The organism is Pseudomonas neuropathica, from assembly GCF_015461835.1.
Taxonomy (GTDB): domain Bacteria; phylum Pseudomonadota; class Gammaproteobacteria; order Pseudomonadales; family Pseudomonadaceae; genus Aquipseudomonas; species Aquipseudomonas neuropathica.
The window spans coordinates 273,122-287,311 of record NZ_JACOPX010000004.1 but is presented as its reverse complement, the minus strand read 5'-3'; the positions used below and the strand labels follow the sequence as shown (position 1 = coordinate 287,311).

Annotated in this window: 20 protein-coding genes; 19 read left to right on the top strand and 1 reads right to left on the bottom strand. The window is 59.9% G+C overall.

Going from position 1 to position 14,190, the window contains the following annotated elements; genetic code table 11:
- Positions 1-20 precede the first annotated feature (20 nt).
- The 19 genes from H8F23_RS07145 (at position 21) to recX (ending at position 12,964) form a co-directional block, all read left to right on the top strand.
- A complete protein-coding gene (locus tag H8F23_RS07145) occupies positions 21-530 on the top strand; it encodes a phage baseplate assembly protein V (protein ID WP_194933874.1) in 510 nt (169 codons plus the stop codon).
- Positions 530-928 (top strand): phage GP46 family protein, encoded by a 399-nt coding sequence (locus H8F23_RS07140; protein WP_194933873.1) that lies wholly within the window; start codon positions 530-532, stop codon positions 926-928. Before H8F23_RS07145 ends, H8F23_RS07140 begins: the two co-directional genes overlap by 1 nt.
- Positions 918-1,964, top strand: coding sequence for a baseplate J/gp47 family protein (locus H8F23_RS07135; protein ID WP_194933872.1), 1,047 nt, complete (start codon positions 918-920; stop codon positions 1,962-1,964). The genes H8F23_RS07140 and H8F23_RS07135 overlap by 11 nt, the downstream gene beginning before the upstream one ends.
- Positions 1,952-2,551 carry a YmfQ family protein gene (locus tag H8F23_RS07130; protein WP_093436472.1) on the top strand — a complete coding sequence of 200 codons (600 nt, stop codon included), beginning with the start codon at positions 1,952-1,954 and terminating at the stop codon, positions 2,549-2,551. Before H8F23_RS07135 ends, H8F23_RS07130 begins: the two co-directional genes overlap by 13 nt.
- Positions 2,552-2,565: 14 nt before the next feature.
- Positions 2,566-3,297, top strand: a complete 732-nt coding sequence (locus tag H8F23_RS07125) for a hypothetical protein (RefSeq protein ID WP_194933871.1) — start codon at positions 2,566-2,568, stop codon at positions 3,295-3,297.
- 1 nt (position 3,298) lies between these two features.
- Positions 3,299-3,724, top strand: a complete 426-nt coding sequence (locus H8F23_RS07120) for a phage tail assembly chaperone (protein WP_194933870.1) — start codon at positions 3,299-3,301, stop codon at positions 3,722-3,724.
- Between the two features lie 57 nt (positions 3,725-3,781).
- Positions 3,782-4,876: a phage tail protein gene (locus H8F23_RS07115; RefSeq protein WP_194933869.1), complete on the top strand. Its 1,095-nt coding sequence runs from the start codon at positions 3,782-3,784 to the stop codon at positions 4,874-4,876.
- A gap of 8 nt (positions 4,877-4,884) precedes the next feature.
- Positions 4,885-5,451, top strand: coding sequence for a tail fiber assembly protein (locus H8F23_RS07110; protein ID WP_194933868.1), 567 nt, complete (start codon positions 4,885-4,887; stop codon positions 5,449-5,451).
- A 21-nt stretch (positions 5,452-5,472) separates the two neighbouring features.
- The gene (locus H8F23_RS07105; RefSeq protein ID WP_194933867.1) at positions 5,473-6,399 is read left to right on the top strand and encodes a glycine-rich domain-containing protein; all 927 of its coding nucleotides are present in this window, start codon (positions 5,473-5,475) and stop codon (positions 6,397-6,399) included.
- A complete protein-coding gene (locus tag H8F23_RS07100) occupies positions 6,399-6,866 on the top strand; it encodes a phage tail assembly chaperone (protein WP_194933866.1) in 468 nt (155 codons plus the stop codon). Before H8F23_RS07105 ends, H8F23_RS07100 begins: the two co-directional genes overlap by 1 nt.
- Before the next feature lie 35 nt (positions 6,867-6,901).
- Complete coding sequence (locus H8F23_RS07095) at positions 6,902-7,798, top strand: gp53-like domain-containing protein (RefSeq protein WP_194933865.1); 897 nt, start codon at positions 6,902-6,904, stop codon at positions 7,796-7,798.
- Positions 7,799-8,245, top strand: coding sequence for a tail fiber assembly protein (locus tag H8F23_RS07090; RefSeq protein WP_194933864.1), 447 nt, complete (start codon positions 7,799-7,801; stop codon positions 8,243-8,245).
- Positions 8,246-8,263: 18 nt separating this feature from the next.
- Positions 8,264-9,424: a glycine-rich domain-containing protein gene (locus H8F23_RS07085; RefSeq protein WP_194933863.1), complete on the top strand. Its 1,161-nt coding sequence runs from the start codon at positions 8,264-8,266 to the stop codon at positions 9,422-9,424.
- Complete coding sequence (locus tag H8F23_RS07080; RefSeq protein ID WP_194933862.1) at positions 9,424-9,678, top strand: hypothetical protein; 255 nt, start codon at positions 9,424-9,426, stop codon at positions 9,676-9,678. Before H8F23_RS07085 ends, H8F23_RS07080 begins: the two co-directional genes overlap by 1 nt.
- 36 nt (positions 9,679-9,714) lie before the next feature.
- Positions 9,715-10,281: a glycoside hydrolase family 19 protein gene (locus H8F23_RS07075; protein WP_194933861.1), complete on the top strand. Its 567-nt coding sequence runs from the start codon at positions 9,715-9,717 to the stop codon at positions 10,279-10,281.
- Positions 10,260-10,778: a lysis system i-spanin subunit Rz gene (locus H8F23_RS07070; protein ID WP_194933860.1), complete on the top strand. Its 519-nt coding sequence runs from the start codon at positions 10,260-10,262 to the stop codon at positions 10,776-10,778. The genes H8F23_RS07075 and H8F23_RS07070 overlap by 22 nt, the downstream gene beginning before the upstream one ends.
- 67 nt (positions 10,779-10,845) lie before the next feature.
- Positions 10,846-11,346, top strand: a complete 501-nt coding sequence (locus H8F23_RS07065) for a CinA family protein (protein WP_194933859.1) — start codon at positions 10,846-10,848, stop codon at positions 11,344-11,346.
- An 83-nt stretch (positions 11,347-11,429) separates the two neighbouring features.
- Positions 11,430-12,485 carry a recombinase RecA gene (gene recA / locus H8F23_RS07060; protein WP_007908746.1) on the top strand — a complete coding sequence of 352 codons (1,056 nt, stop codon included), beginning with the start codon at positions 11,430-11,432 and terminating at the stop codon, positions 12,483-12,485.
- An 8-nt stretch (positions 12,486-12,493) separates the two neighbouring features.
- Positions 12,494-12,964 (top strand): recombination regulator RecX, encoded by a 471-nt coding sequence (recX, locus tag H8F23_RS07055; RefSeq protein ID WP_007908744.1) that lies wholly within the window; start codon positions 12,494-12,496, stop codon positions 12,962-12,964.
- A gap of 55 nt (positions 12,965-13,019) precedes the next feature.
- Here recX and H8F23_RS07050 read toward each other — a convergent pair whose 3' ends face one another.
- A complete protein-coding gene (locus H8F23_RS07050) occupies positions 13,020-14,138 on the bottom strand; it encodes an LOG family protein (RefSeq protein WP_194933858.1) in 1,119 nt (372 codons plus the stop codon).
- Between the last annotated feature and the right edge of the window lie 52 nt (positions 14,139-14,190).

Here is a 14,190-nt window from a genome sequence, read left to right as displayed (position 1 = left end):
GCCTCTTTGAAGGACACCCCATGAGCCTACTGACACGCCTGCTGGCGCGCGGCACTGTCGTGCTCGCCAATTCGGCATCCAAGCTGCAATCGCTGCAAATGCGCCTCACCGCCGGCGAAGTGAACGACGACATGGAGCACTTTGAACCTTACGGTTTCACCAGCCACCCGCTGGCCGGCGCTGAAGGTGTCGTCACGTTCATCGGCGGCGACCGTTCCCACGCCATCGCCCTGGTCATCGCCGACCGCCGCTATCGCCTGCAATCGCTGGCCGCCGGTGAAGTGGCGATCTACACCGACGAAGGCGACAAAATTCACTTCAAGCGCGGGCGGATCATCGACATCGAAACCGCCACGCTGAACATTCGCGCCAGCAGCGCGGTGAACTTCGATACGCCGGTGATCAACCAGACCGGCAAGATCGTTTCCACCGGCGATCAGCTCGCCGGTGGCATCAGCCAGATCAAACACGTGCACGTCGGCGTACAGGCCGGCAGCGGCCAGACCGGCGCGCCGGCAGGAGGCAAGTGATGCTGATCAGCCAAAACCTCCACGCCACACTGACCCGCTCCGTACTCATCAGCCTGTTCACCTGGCGCCGCGCCGCCGATGACGACGCCCTCGACGACGAAGAGCGTTTCGGCTGGTGGGGCGACAGCTTTCCTACCGTCGCCGATGACCGTATCGGCTCGCGGCTGTGGCTGTTGCGCCGGGTCAAGCTGACCCGACAAACGCAGATGGACGCCGAGTTCTATGCCCGCGAAGCCTTGCAATGGCTGATCGACGACGGCCACTGCAGCGCCATCGACATCATCAGCGAACGCCTCGACGCCCAGCGCCTGAACCTGCGCACGGTCCTGACTCTGGCCGACGGCGAACGTCTGGACATCAACCCCGATAACAGTTGGCAGGTGATCTATGCCGTTTGAAACCCCTTCGCTGCCGGTACTGATCAAGCGTACCCAAAGCGACCTGGCCGGCGATTCGCTGCGCCAGTCCGATGCGCAAGTGCTGGCCCGCACCCTCGGTGGCGCGGCTTATGGTCTGTACGGTTATCTCGACTGGATTGCCGAGCAGATCCTGCCCGACAAGGCTGATGAGTCGACCCTGGAGCGTATCGCCGCACTGCGTTTGAACCAACCGCGCAAACCCGCGCAAGTCGCTACCGGCAGTGTCAGTTTCACCGCCACGGCCGGTGCGGTGCTGGACGTCGACACATTGCTGCAAGCGAACGACGGCCGCACCTACAAAGTCACCGCCGCGCGCACGACCGTCAATGGCAGCAACACCACCACGATCGCCGCGCTGGATGCCGGCAGCCTCGGCAATGCCGACACCGGGCTGGCGCTGACACCGGTGCAGCCGATTGCCGGCGTGATCGGCACCAGTTTTGTCGTGCTGGCGCCGGGACTCAGCGGCGGTGTCGCGCGGGAAAGCCTGGAGTCGCTGCGTTCGCGGGTGATCCGTTCCTACCGCGTGATTCCCCATGGTGGCTCGGCCAGTGACTACGAGACGTGGGCGCTGGAAGTGCCGGGCGTAACGCGCGCCTGGTGTCGTGGCGGCCTGCTCGGGCCGGGCACGGTGACGGTGTTCATCATGCGTGATGAAGACCCGCAACCGGTGCCCAACGAAGAGCAATTGGCGGAGGTTCAGGACTACATCGAACCGCTGCGTCCGGTGACCGCGGAAGTACACGTGCAGCGGCCGATTCAGGTGCCGGTGGTGTATCGCTTCAAGAGCGTCAATCCGGACACCACCGCTGTGCGCGCCGCCGTTGAAGCGCAGTTGCGCGACCTGCACAACCGTGAGGCCGATCTGGGTGTGCCGTTGCTGATCAGCCATATCCGCGAAGCCATCAGCAGCGCCGGAGGTGAGTACGATCACACGCTGACCGCGCCGGCCGCTGACGTGCCTGCCGGGCAAAGCGAACTGCTCACCTTCGGAGGTTGCGTATGGGGGGCATAAGAACCGCCGCGCAATATCAGGCGCAACTGCGCGCCTTGCTGCCCAGTGGCCCGGCGTGGGACCCGGAACGCGTACCGGAACTCGAAGAAGTGCTGCAAGGCGTCGCCGTCGAACTGGCCCGCCTCGATGCCCGCGCCGCCGACCTGCTCAACGAGATGGACCCGGCCGGTGTCAGCGAACTGGTGCCGGACTGGGAGCGGGTGATGAACCTGCCCGATCCGTGCCTGGGCGCCACGCCGCTGTTCGACGACCGCCGCCTCGCCGTACGCCGGCGCTTGCTCGCGGTGGGGAGCCAGGCTGTCGGTTACTACATCGACATCGCCAAAAGCCAGGGTTACCCCAACGCGACCATCACCGAACTTGAAGCCCCGCGCATGGGCCGCTCGCGTTTCGGCTCGGCGCATTGGGGCACGTGGGAAGCGCAGTTCATGTGGACCCTCAACACCGGTGGCCGCTTGCTGCTCGGTCGGCGTTTCGGCGCGAGCTATTGGGGTGAACGTTTCGGCGTCAATCCGGGTTCGGCGCTTGAATGCCTGATTCATCGCAGTGCACCGGCGCACACCAAGGTGCATATCAATTATGACTAGGGAGGAATGACTGGATGGATTATCCGAAGAGTGTGCCCAGTTCGGGGCTGGTGAATGGCAAGTTTGTTGATGAAAACCCATTGATGGGCACGCCGGGATCGCTGATTCCGGCGCGGTGGGGCAACAGCGTCACCGATGAAATCATCAACGCGATCACTGCTGCCGGTCTCGTCCCCGACGAGGGCGACAGTACGCAACTCAGAGCGGCGATTTCGGCAATTGTCGAAAAGAACAAAAGTGATTCTCTGGCAACCAAGGATGAAGCAGAGGCGGGCACAAGCAGCAGTCGCCTGATGACGCCGCAGCGGGTGTTTCAAGCGATCGAAAAGAAAGTGGTGCAAGCCACGGAAGCTGTTTTTGGCTGGGCGCGGATCGCGACTCAAGCCCAGGTCAACGCAGGGACTGATGACACCACCATCGTCACACCGAAAAAGCTCTGGTTTGGTGTTTCCTACAGCGTTGGCGCAAACGGCTATATCGCTTTTCCGAGCTGGCTGGGCGGCTTCATGATCCAGTGGGTCATGATCACCATCGCTACAGATAAAACCTATGTTGCAAAACCCTGGCCGGTGGCTTTCAAGACCCAGTGCGCCGCTACCTGGGCAAGTTACTCGCACAGCGGCAACGCACCCTTTTTCGATATCGTCACTCCGCCCTTGGTGACCTACTTTGATCCCAGCCAGGTTCAAGTCTTGAGCAATTCCGGTGGCTCCGGTTTTGTCACTGTCCTGGGGGTGGGGAACTGACATGAAACGTTTCTATAGCCGCACCACCGGCAACACCTATTTGTCGGGTTATCACACCAGCCTTCCAGACGATGCCGTTGAAATCGACGAGGCGCGGTATGAGTCGGTCATCGCAAACCCAGTAGCGGGTACCGAGCGATCCCATGACGATCACGGTCTGCCGATCCTGGTCGAGTTGACAGCTCTTTCTGATGAGCAAACTTCGGCCGAAGCCAAGGCGTGGCGCGATCAGGAATTCAACCGGCTTGCCTGGTTGCGCGATCGCCACCGTGACGAAGTGGAGCTGATGAAGGCCACCACGCTGTCCGACGCTGAATACCTGACGCTGCTGAATTACCTGCAGGCGCTGCGCAAGTGGCCGCAGGCGAAGAAATTTCCCGCCAAACGCTCTCGACCGAAAAAGCCTGCCTGGGTGACTGCCGAGTGACTGGATGCTGCGTTGTCGGCATCGCCCATCAATGTTCCAGGTATAGGAAAACCAATTATGGATTATCCAAAAAGTGTCCCCAGCGTCGGCCTGGTCGATGGTCGTTTCGTCGATGAAAACCCGCTGGCGGGAACGCCGGGGTCGTTGATTCCGGCGGTTTGGGGCAACAGTGTGACTCAGGAGATTCTGAGTGTGGTTACCGGCGGCGGGTTAGTGCCGTCCGAGGCGGATACCGGGCAGTTGTACAAGGCGATTCAGTCGATCATCGGCAGCACGAGTCCGATGCGTTCGGTCATCACCCGATTGGCCGCGTCGAAAACCCTGACCGATGCCGAACTCGGCCTCGTCCTGATCGATGGCAGCCCCGGCCCGGTGACCTTGCTGCTACCACCGGCCAACATCGCACTCGGTGTGCGTGATGTGATTGTTCGGCGGGTGGACAACAGCGGCAACCGTATGGTCATCCAGGCATCGGGCACGGATCGCATTCGCTTTCATACGCATCTGGCGGCCAGCGGTTATCCATTTTTCGTGTTGATGGGCGGCGGAGACTGGTGGCATTTGCGCAGTGATGGGGCCGGGAGTTGGTGGCCGGTCGGACGCTTCGACAATACCCCGCTTGGCCGGCCGTTTTTCGAGACAACCGTCATGCTCAGCCCCGGCGGATACGGCGCGCTTAATGGCTCTGTCATGAAGCGCGCGGAATGGCCGTGGCTGTGGGATCACGCCCAGCAATCAGGCATGTTGGGCGCTGAAGCCTTTCGGGCGAGCACTGAGGGCAAATGGACCACAGGTGACGGTACGACAACGTTTCGCGGTCCTGATGGGCGAGGGGAGTTCCTTCGGGTTCTGGATGAAGGTCGTGGTGTGGATACCGGACGCGGGATGGGTACTTTTCAGCCTGGATCGACGCACTCGTATGCGATGGGGGCGAATGGTGGCGGTGCCGTCGGGTCGCGCTGGACGGACAGCCTGACGGCAGTGGGGGCGGATACTCGAGAGGAGCCTCAGTACGTATCGGGGCTGAGCAATGGTGGCCCGATTTATCCAGCGGGTACCAGTTATCAAATGGACCCGTCAGCGACACTGCTCTACGCCTTCAAATCCCGCCCGCGCAACATGGCCTATCCCGGCCGCATCAAACTCATCTGAGGCGCTTTATGTTCAATTATCTATTTGATGGTTCGGGCGCTCTGTCCGGGCCTGTCGAGTTCATTGCCACGCCAGGCATCGGCGTTCAGTTGCCCGGTAATGCTGTTGAGCTGGCTTACGAGTTACCTGAGCCGGAAGCCGGTCGCAGTTGGGCGCTGATCAACGGTGTCCCCCGTGAAGTGATCGATCGTCGGGGCATGGTTTATCGCAAGGACGGCGGTACCCATCAGATCTGGACCGAGCTGGGAGAGTTGCCAGACACCCTGACCGCACATCCATGGCCAGGGGAGTTCCATATCTGGCGCGACAACACCTGGGTATTGGATGAGCAGGCTCGTTTGATGAGCGTAGGACAGCAATGCCTCGATCAGCGCGACGCACTGCTACGCGATGCCGTGCTACGCATCGCGCCCCTGCAATACGCCGAAGACATCGGCGATGCCAGCCATGACGAACAACTGCTGCTGATCGAATGGAAGCTCTACAGCGTCGAGCTGAACCGTATCGAAAAACAGGCCGGTTTCCCCGATGAAATCACCTGGCCGGTTGCACCCGGCACGGCCGTAGCCAACTGATTCGGCACAGGGAACAGTGCAATGGACTATCCAAAAAACATTCCCGGCGTGGGGCTGGTCAACGGCGGCTTTGTCGATGAAAACCCGCTCGCCGGTACACCGGGATCGTTGATTCCGGCTGCGTGGGGCAACAGTGTCACGCAGGAAATTCTAAACGCGATCAAAGCTGCCGGATTGACGCCGGATGAAGCCAAAACCGATCAGTTGGCCAGCGCAATCGGGGCACTGGTCGACTTCAACAAACTGAAAAACACCCCCACCACATTGAATGGCTATGGCATTACCGATGCGGTGGGGCGGTTGCTGGCAGTCCGGCAGATCGAGACGGTCGGGATCACTGTTTACAAGCCCAATCCAAGAGCCAAGCGCATTCGCGTTCGACTGGTGGGGGCGGGTGGATCCGGCGGCGGTTGTGCATCTGTCGCCACCGGTAATCTGCGTCTCGGCGGCGGTGGTGGATCGGGTGCCTATGCGGAAAGCCTGTATGACGTGACATCACAAATGCTCGCCGGGGTGCCTGTTTCATTAGGTGCCGGTGGAGCTGCCACCACTTCGATGGGCTTGGCAGGCGGTGGGGCTTCCTTCGGCTCCTATATGAGCGTTACAGGAGGCGGCGGTGCACAGATCCTGAACATCGATACGACAACCTCTTCCTCGGGGTACGTTCAAGGTGGCACTGGAGGTCAAGACGCAGTGGGCGGCAACCTTGCCAATGCACGGGGTCACACCGGTGGCTACGCGATGTTCAACGGCAATTGGGGAATGCTCTCCGGAGGCGGAGCGGCGAGCCCATTCGACGGTGGCGGCCCGTACAGGGGCGTACACAATCCTGGTTTCGCTGGCGTCCGAGGCTCGGGAGGCAGTGGCTCTTGTTCGTCCAATCCTTCGAGTTCATTCGTCAGTGGCGCTGGCGGCAACGCCTTCTGTGAAATCTGGGAGTACGAGTAATGGCCCGTTATGCACGACTGGAAAACGGTATCGCGATCGAACTGATCGATACCGGTGAGTACGCAATCACTCAACTGTATGCACCGGCTTTTGTCGAGGCGATGGTGCAGGTGCCGGAAGGCATGCACGTTGAGATCGGCGCGCCCCTCACTGAACTGCGCCATGAGGTCGCGCCGTTACCGGTCATGGGCAATCCTGTCGTCATTCCTGAAACTGTCGTCGAGGAGCAAGAGCCTTTGACGGCAGCGCGAACGTGGCGTCAGTCAAGCCTGTCGGCAACCGAGTGGCGGGTGACGCGGCATCGCGACGAGCAGGCGCTGGGCCGTGGGACGACGCTCAAGGCCGCGCAGTATCTGGAGTTGCTGGAATACCGCCAGGCGCTGCGCGACTGGCCTGAGGCTAAAGGTTTCCCGACGGCGGTTTCTCGCCCGACAGCACCGCAATGGTGGGTCGCCAATGCGGATTGACTGGTCTCAGGCATTTTTAAATAAGGAGTTGAATCATGGATTATCCAAAGAGTGTTCCTAGTGCCGGGTTGGTAGATGGCAAGTTTGTCGATGAAGATTTACTGACGGGCAAGCCAGGGTCGTTGATTCCGGCCAGTTGGGGTAATGGTGTTACGCAAGAGTTGTTGACGGTCATCCAGAGCGCAGGGCTGACACCGACGGAGGCCGCCAATAATCAACTGCTCAGTGCGCTGCGCAGCAACAACCTGTTCGTCACGGCACCGCAATTCAATCAAGGCAAAGCGGTCGCCACTACCGAGTTCGTCGCCCGTGCGGGTCTGCAGTTTTCCGGCTTCGTTTCTTATCCGACCAGCACTGTCCTGACCGTGGCCCACGTGGGGGGCGTGGCGAGTTTCGCCAGCGCGACGCCGATCACGGCAACGTTGCCCTCCATCAATGGCATTGCTCATGCCAGCACGCTACACGTGATCAATGCGGGCAACGGCGTTCTGACCATCAACCCTGCCGCAAACGAGCAAATTGAAACCTGCAACGGCACGTTCGGGTCGCTGAAACTCGGACTCGGCGACTCTGCATGCCTGATCAAACTGGCGAGCCAATGGCGGCTGTACGGAGGGACGATCAGCGATCGTTACGCCACGGCCCATTCCGGTGTCTATGGCAACGTCGGTTACCAACGGTTTGCCAGCGGCAACATTGAGCAATGGGGTGTCGGCACAACAGATGCCAAGGGCGAAGTCGACGTCATTTTCCCAATCTCTTTTCCTACAGCCTTTTCTTCTCTGGTGGCCACTCACGCCGGCGGTGACGGCGCAATGGTCATCCTGATTGCGGGTTCTGGAAAGCAACAAGGCTGCAAGCTCAAGGTTCGTGATTACAGTGGCAGCGTCGCTGCGGGTTGGGGCATCAATTATTTCGCAAAGGGCTATTGAATGAATCCGTTCAACGTTTTGTTCAGCGCCGGCACCCGGGGCGTTTATGTACCGGGTATCAACTCAACTGACATTCCCGACGATGTGATCGAGATTCCTCAGACTTATTGGATCTCGCTGCTGCAGCAATTGGCCGTTGCGGCAAAGGTGATCGGCGTGCGTGCGGATAACGGCTATCCGATTCTGGTCGATCCTGCGCCTCCTTCGGCCGATGAAGCGGCCGACGCCGAGCGCCGTTGGCGCACCGCGCAACTGGCCGCCACCGACGGGTTGGTGGCGCGCGATCGCGATGAGTTGGAAGACGGCGGCGGCACGACGCTGACCACAGAGCAATATGCCCAATTGCAGACGTATCGCCGCGAATTGCGCGACTGGCCGCAGGGTTCTTTTTTTCCGTTCAGCGAGCATCGGCCGATTGCGCCGAAGTGGTTGGCTGCTGCGCTGTAAGTCATCAGGGAAATTGAAATGGACTATCCAAAAAGCGTTCCCAGTGTCGGGCTGGTGAATGGCAAATTTGTCAATGAAGACGTCGTCGCGGGATTGCCCGGATCGTTGATCCCGGCGACCTGGGGCAACAGCGTTACCGATGAACTGTTGAACGTCGTCAGGTCTGCGGGTCTTGAACCCAATGAAACCGATGCGACGCAGCTGTTGCAGGCGCTGAAAAAAATCAGTCAGGCCGGTGAAGACAAGCATGCGATCGATATCGGCGCCGCCAATCTGTACATGGCCAACTACGTGCCGGCCATCAGTACGTTGAAGGACGGTTTGGCGCTGCGCTTTACTGCTGGTAATGCCAACACTGGAGCGAGCACGTTCGCGCCGAATGGCTTGCTGCCCAAGCCGTTATTGAACCTTGGGCTGAGTGCATTGCGGCCAGAGGAGATTGTCGCCAGCAGCCTGTGTTCGGTGGTGTACAGCGCTGCACTGGACAGTTGGGTGCTGGTGTATGCCAGCGGCGGTAATGCTGTAAGCGGCCGGTTGTTGGGGGTGAAGACATTTACCGCATCCGGCACCTATGAGCCGACAACCGGAATGAAGCATGTTCTGGTCAAGGTGTTGGCTGGCGGTGGCGGAAGTGCGGGAGTCGGTGCGACCACAACCTCCCAGTATGCAACCGTGGGTGGCGGCGCATCCGGAAGTTATGCTGAAGCATGGCTGTCTTCCGACACGATTGGTTCTCGTCAGGTTGTTACGGTGGGGGCTGGCGGAAGCGCGGGACTCGCAGCGGCGAATGCCGGAGGTGGTGGTACCAGTTCTTTTGGCTCGCTGGTTTCTGCTGCCGGTGGTGGAGGGTCGCCGTGGATTGGATTTGTCGCGAATCAGGGTATGGGGCTTTATACCGGTGGCTATCCCGGTCAGACGGCCAGTGGCGGCAACATCGTCAATAGTGCGGGAAATGCAGGCACCCCCGGGATATCTGTCAACGGCTCAACCCTTGCTGGGCACGGTGGCAGCTCGCCGTTGGGCGGAGGAGGTTTTGGCAACAGCGCAGCAGGCTCTCTGGCCGCACCAGGTTCCGGTTTCGGTTCCGGTGCGGGAGGAATCGCCAACGCCCCCAATCAACCTGGCAGACCAGGTGGCGCAGGTGCTTCAGGCGCCGTGATCATCTACGAGTACGCCTGATGAAAACCTACGCACGCATCGTCAACAACACCGTAGTCGAATTGTTCTCCACCGGCGGCAACATGGTAGAGATGTTTCACCCGGATCTGCTCTGGGTCGACATCACTGAAATCACTCCAGCACCGCAAATCGACTGGACCGCCAACTTCGGCACCCTCGGTTGGTTCTTCGCATCACCCGAAGAACCTGCGCCGGACAGCACCCTGAAAACTCTGGCAAAAAAATGGCTGACAGGCATTGGCCGTCAACCGTGATTCAATCGGGGCAATATCCAGGGAGGATCAAGCATTATGCAAATAACTGAAAACAACCTTATCGACATCATGCCCAACGCCCGCTCCCAAGCGGGCGTTTTTGTTTCTGCACTCAACAGTGCCATGGCTCGCCGCCATATCGACTCGCCCAAGCGCGTCGCAGCGTTCCTCGCGCAAGTTGGCCACGAGTCGGGTCAATTGCGCTATGTGCGTGAACTGGGCAACAACCAATACCTGAGCAAATATGACACCGGCACGTTGGCTTTGCGTTTGGGCAACACACCGGAGGCCGATGGCGACGGACAAAAGTATCGGGGGCGCGGGTTGATTCAGATTACCGGCCGTTCGAATTACCGTCAGTGCAGCGTTGGCCTTTTTGGCGATGAGCGTCTGCTGTCGTTGCCCGAGCTGCTCGAACAACCTCAATGGGCCGCTGAGTCTGCCGCTTGGTTCTGGGAGCAGAACGGCTTGAACGAACTGGCCGATCGCGATCAGTTCAACACCATTACACGTCGCATCAATGGTGGGTTGAACGGCTTGCAGGATCGCCTGGAAATCTGGGCGCGGGCGAGGGCGGTGCTATGCCACTCCCCTGGCGAATGATCGGCATCCTGTTGCTGGCCGCTGCTGCGTTTGCAGCGGCCTGGCAGTTTCAGGAGTGGCGCTACGGCCGACAGCTGGCCGAGCAGGCCCGGTTAAACGCCGAAATCCTCAATCAACTGACGCAGACCGCCGCCAGCGCGCAACAGGCCGAGCAGGATAAACGCCTAGCGCTGGAGCAGCGGCTCGCGACCAGTGAACAAACCCACTATCGAGCGCTGAGCGATGCCCAACGTGATCAGGATCGCCTGCGCGATCGCCTTGCCACTGCTGATGTGCGCCTGTCAGTCCTTCTCGACGCCGGCGACGTTGTCCCAGGCTGCAACGTGCCAGCCACCGCCAGCGCCAGCGGCGTGGATCATGCAACCGTACGCGCCCGACTTGACCCGGCGCATGCTCAACGAATTATCGCCATCACCGACACCGGCGACCGCGGACTGATTGCCCTGCAGGCGTGTCAGGCGTATGTCAGAGCGCTCGCGCCCGAACATTTTGAATGAGTCTGTGTATTGAAAGCGCAACCGGGTCGTGTACGGTGGAGGCATTCCACACGATCCGGAGCACGCCGTGAAAGAGATCACTCAATTGGCCGCCGACCTTGGCCGACGTCTGCAACTGCTCAATGCCCACGTCACCACCGCTGAATCCTGTACCGGTGGCGGGATTGCCGAAGCCATCACGCGGATCCCGGGCAGTTCGGCATGGTTTGAGGCTGGCTACGTCACGTATTCCAACCGGCAGAAAACCCAGCAACTGAATGTGCCGGTTGAGCTGTTCGAAACAGTCGGGGCGGTCAGCCGCGAGGTGGTCGAGGCGATGGTGCGTGGTGCCCAGGACAAAAGCCTGGCGCGATTTGCCGTAGCGGTCAGCGGTGTGGCCGGGCCGGACGGTGGCTCGCCGAACAAACCGGTCGGCACGGTGTGGCTGGCCTGGGGCGTTGGCGAGACGGTCATCACTGAGGTTCAGCACTTCCCCGGCAACCGCGATGAAGTCCGCCGACAAACGGTGAAGGCCGCGCTAGAGGGGCTCCTGCGACTAGCGGCACGAGAAATCGAAAATCAGGGGTAGGCGATCCGCGAACGCTGTGGAATAATACTGGCTACTTATACAGGTGTTGGCCGTCAGGCCTTATTGATTACGTGAGGACTTTAATGGACGACAACAAGAAGAAAGCCTTGGCTGCGGCCCTGGGTCAGATCGAACGTCAATTCGGCAAGGGTGCCGTGATGCGTATGGGCGATCAGGACCGTCAGGCGATCCCGGCTATCTCGACTGGCTCTCTGGGTCTGGACATCGCACTCGGCATCGGCGGCCTGCCAAAAGGCCGTATCGTTGAAATCTACGGTCCTGAATCTTCCGGTAAAACCACACTGACCTTGTCCGTGATCGCTCAGGCGCAAAAAGCCGGTGCGACTTGCGCATTCGTCGACGCCGAACACGCCCTCGACCCTGAATACGCCGGCAAGCTGGGCGTCAACGTCGACGACCTGCTGGTGTCCCAGCCGGACACCGGTGAACAGGCGCTGGAAATCACCGACATGCTGGTGCGCTCCAACGCTGTTGACGTGATCATCGTCGACTCCGTGGCAGCACTGGTACCGAAGGCTGAAATCGAAGGCGAAATGGGTGACATGCACGTGGGCCTGCAAGCCCGTCTGATGTCCCAGGCGCTGCGTAAAATCACCGGTAACATCAAGAACGCCAACTGCCTGGTGATCTTCATCAACCAGATCCGCATGAAGATCGGCGTGATGTTCGGCAGCCCGGAAACCACCACCGGTGGTAACGCGCTGAAGTTCTACGCTTCGGTTCGTCTCGACATCCGCCGTACCGGCGCGGTGAAGGAAGGCGACGAAGTGGTTGGTAGCGAAACCCGCGTCAAGGTTGTGAAGAACAAGGTCGCTTCGCCATTCCGTCAGGCCGAGTTCCAGATTCTTTACGGCAAAGGCATCTACCTCAATGGCGAGATGATCGACCTGGGTGTGCTGCACGGTTTCGTCGAGAAGTCCGGCGCCTGGTATGCCTACGAAGGCACCAAGATCGGTCAGGGCAAGGCCAACTCGGCCAAGTTCCTGGCGGATAACCCGGAAATCGCCGCGAAGCTCGAGAAGCAACTGCGTGACAAGCTGCTTACTCCAGCCGTGATCGACTCCAAGGCCTCAGCAGTCAAAGAGACTGAAGACGACCTGGCCGACGCTGACATCTGATTGCAGCGATGACCACTGCAGTACTCGATACCCTCGTCGCGGTGCGACGAACTGCCATGGACCTGCTCGCACGTCGCGAGCATGGTCGAGTCGAGCTGACGCGCAAATTGCGTCAGCGCGGCGCCGAGGCGGAGATGATCGAAACAGCCCTCGACCGTTTGACGGAAGAGGGGCTGCTTTCCGAAGCCCGTTACCTTGAAAGCTTTGTTTCCTACCGTGCCCGTTCCGGCTACGGCCCTCTACGGATTCGCGAAGAGCTGAGCCAGCGCGGTTTGCAGCGCGCCGATATCGAACTCGCCCTGCGCGAAAGCGGTATCAGTTGGCAGGAGCAATTGCAGGAGACGTGGCAACGCAAGTTCTCCGGGCATTTACCGATTGATGCGAAAGAACGGGCCAAACAGGGCCGGTTCCTGGCCTATCGGGGGTTTTCGATGGAGATGATCAACCGCTTGTTCAGCGGTCGAGGAATGGACGATTAAACCGATTCAATAAAAACGGCCCGCTATGAAAATAGCGGGCCGTTTTTTTTTACCCTCAAATTGCCTTTGACGGTTCGCGGCTGCGTTGCGCTGTTTGCGGTTGGGAATCTGCCCAGTTTTCCGGCAGGTTGATGTAATCGATCAACTCCCTCAGACGCCCGTGAGTGCGCGCGTTGAAAGCGAAGGCCAGTCGCGCCAGATGGCTGAACTGCGCTTCATCGTGTTCCTCGCCGGCGTAGGCGTGTTGATGAAACTGATCGCTCAGGCACAAATCGGCAAAGGCCTCCTGCATGTGCTCCAGCGCTTGATCGCTGAGTTTGTGATTCATGCGGATCACGAATTGCCGCTTGAGCCAGCGACTGGAGTGGAAGTTGCTGTAGAACTGGTTGATCTGCTCCACCGCCTCGTCGACGCTGTAGACCAGTCGCATCAGTTTCATGTCGGTCGGCAGGATGTAGCGGTTGCTCTCCAGTTGCTGGCGGATAAAGTCCATCGCGCCTTGCCAGAATGTGCCGCCCGGCGCATCCAGAAGCACCACCGGCACCAATGGACTTTTACCGGTCTGGATCAGCGTTAGCACTTCCAGCGCTTCATCCAGCGTGCCGAACCCGCCGGGGCATAAAACCAGTGCGTCAGCCTCTTTGACGAAAAACAACTTGCGGGTGAAGAAGAAGTGGAACGGCAGCAGATTGCCGGTGCCATCGACCGTGGGGTTGGCATGCTGTTCGAAGGGCAGGGTGATATTGAACCCGAGGCTGTGATCGCGGCCGGCACCTTCGTGCGCGGCGGCCATGATGCCGCCGCCAGCACCGGTGATGACCATCATTCCCGAGCGGGTCAAGGCTGCACCGAGTTCGCGAGCCATCGCATACAACGGATGTTCGACCGGTGTGCGCGCCGAACCGAATACGGTCACTTTGCGTCGGCCCTTGAATTGCTCCAGTACCCGAAACGCCTGCTCCAGTTCGCGCAGGGCTTGCAAGGTGATTTTGGCGTTCCAGCGATTGTGGTCTTCCTGGGCCATGCGCAGCACGGTCAGGATCATGTCGCGGTAGATAGGGATATTCGGGCTGTTGGGGGAAACACGGTTGAGTTGTTCTTCGACCTTGCTGATGAGGTCGGGGCCGCTTTCCTGAAAATGACGACTGAGCAAGTCATTCGGTTGGTAAGGCATTCAACGTCTCCTTCTGCACAGGGCGTCGGCCCTGACGAGCGGCGTCAGTGCC